The organism is Bacillus sp. ME78 (genome assembly GCF_903970865.1).
GTDB lineage: Bacteria > Bacillota > Bacilli > Bacillales > Bacillaceae_G > Bacillus_A > Bacillus_A cereus.
Genome location: NZ_CAJCKK010000094.1, coordinates 1 through 676 on the forward strand (window position 1 = coordinate 1; position 676 = coordinate 676).

A 676-nucleotide genomic window follows, 5' to 3' on the forward strand; every position below is an offset into this window, starting at 1 on the left:
ACTTTGACTCCGTCATGCGCTGGTTCGAATCCAGCTAGCCCAGCCATTTACGAGCCATTAGCTCAGTTGGTAGAGCATCTGACTTTTAATCAGAGGGTCGAAGGTTCGAATCCTTCATGGCTCACTTTTTGTTTTTTCCGCGCGGTCGTGGCGGAACGGCAGACGCGCTAGGTTGAGGGCCTAGTGGGGGAAACCCCGTGGAGGTTCAAGTCCTCTCGGCCGCATCAAAAAAATCTTAAAAAAGTACTTGCATTTGAAAATGTAGTATGATAAGATAATTGAGTCGCCAAAATACAACGACGAAAAAACATCATGAATAAGCGCCCGTAGCTCAATTGGATAGAGCGTTTGACTACGGATCAAGAGGTTAGGGGTTCGACTCCTCTCGGGCGCGCCAATTACGGGAAGTGGCTCAGCTTGGTAGAGCACCTGGTTTGGGACCAGGGGGTCGCAGGTTCAAATCCTGTCTTCCCGACCACGCGGGTGTAGTTTAGTGGTAAAACAAGAGCCTTCCAAGCTCTGGTCGAGAGTTCGATTCTCTTCACCCGCTTTTAGTTCTTTGAAAACTGAACGAAACAAACAACGTGAAACGTCAATTTTTATTTTTAGATGCTAGACAAACTAACTTTATTGGAGAGTTTGATCCTGGCTCAGGATGAACGCTGGCGGCGTGCCT

5 tRNA genes are annotated in these 676 nt (G+C 48.1%); all 5 read left to right on the forward strand.

The window, feature by feature from the left end:
* Nucleotides 1-51: 51 nt before the first annotated feature.
* The 5 genes from H6481_RS28335 (at nucleotide 52) to H6481_RS28355 (ending at nucleotide 550) form a co-directional block, all read left to right on the forward strand.
* A tRNA-Lys gene (locus H6481_RS28335) sits at nucleotides 52-124 on the forward strand.
* 17 nt (nucleotides 125-141) lie between these two features.
* Nucleotides 142-224: transfer RNA gene (locus H6481_RS28340), tRNA-Leu, on the forward strand.
* Between the two features lie 96 nt (nucleotides 225-320).
* A tRNA-Arg gene (locus H6481_RS28345) sits at nucleotides 321-397 on the forward strand.
* Nucleotides 398-401: 4 nt separating this feature from the next.
* A tRNA-Pro gene (locus H6481_RS28350) sits at nucleotides 402-478 on the forward strand.
* A gap of 1 nt (nucleotide 479) precedes the next feature.
* Nucleotides 480-550, forward strand: a tRNA-Gly gene (locus H6481_RS28355).
* Nucleotides 551-676: the final 126 nt, after the last annotated feature.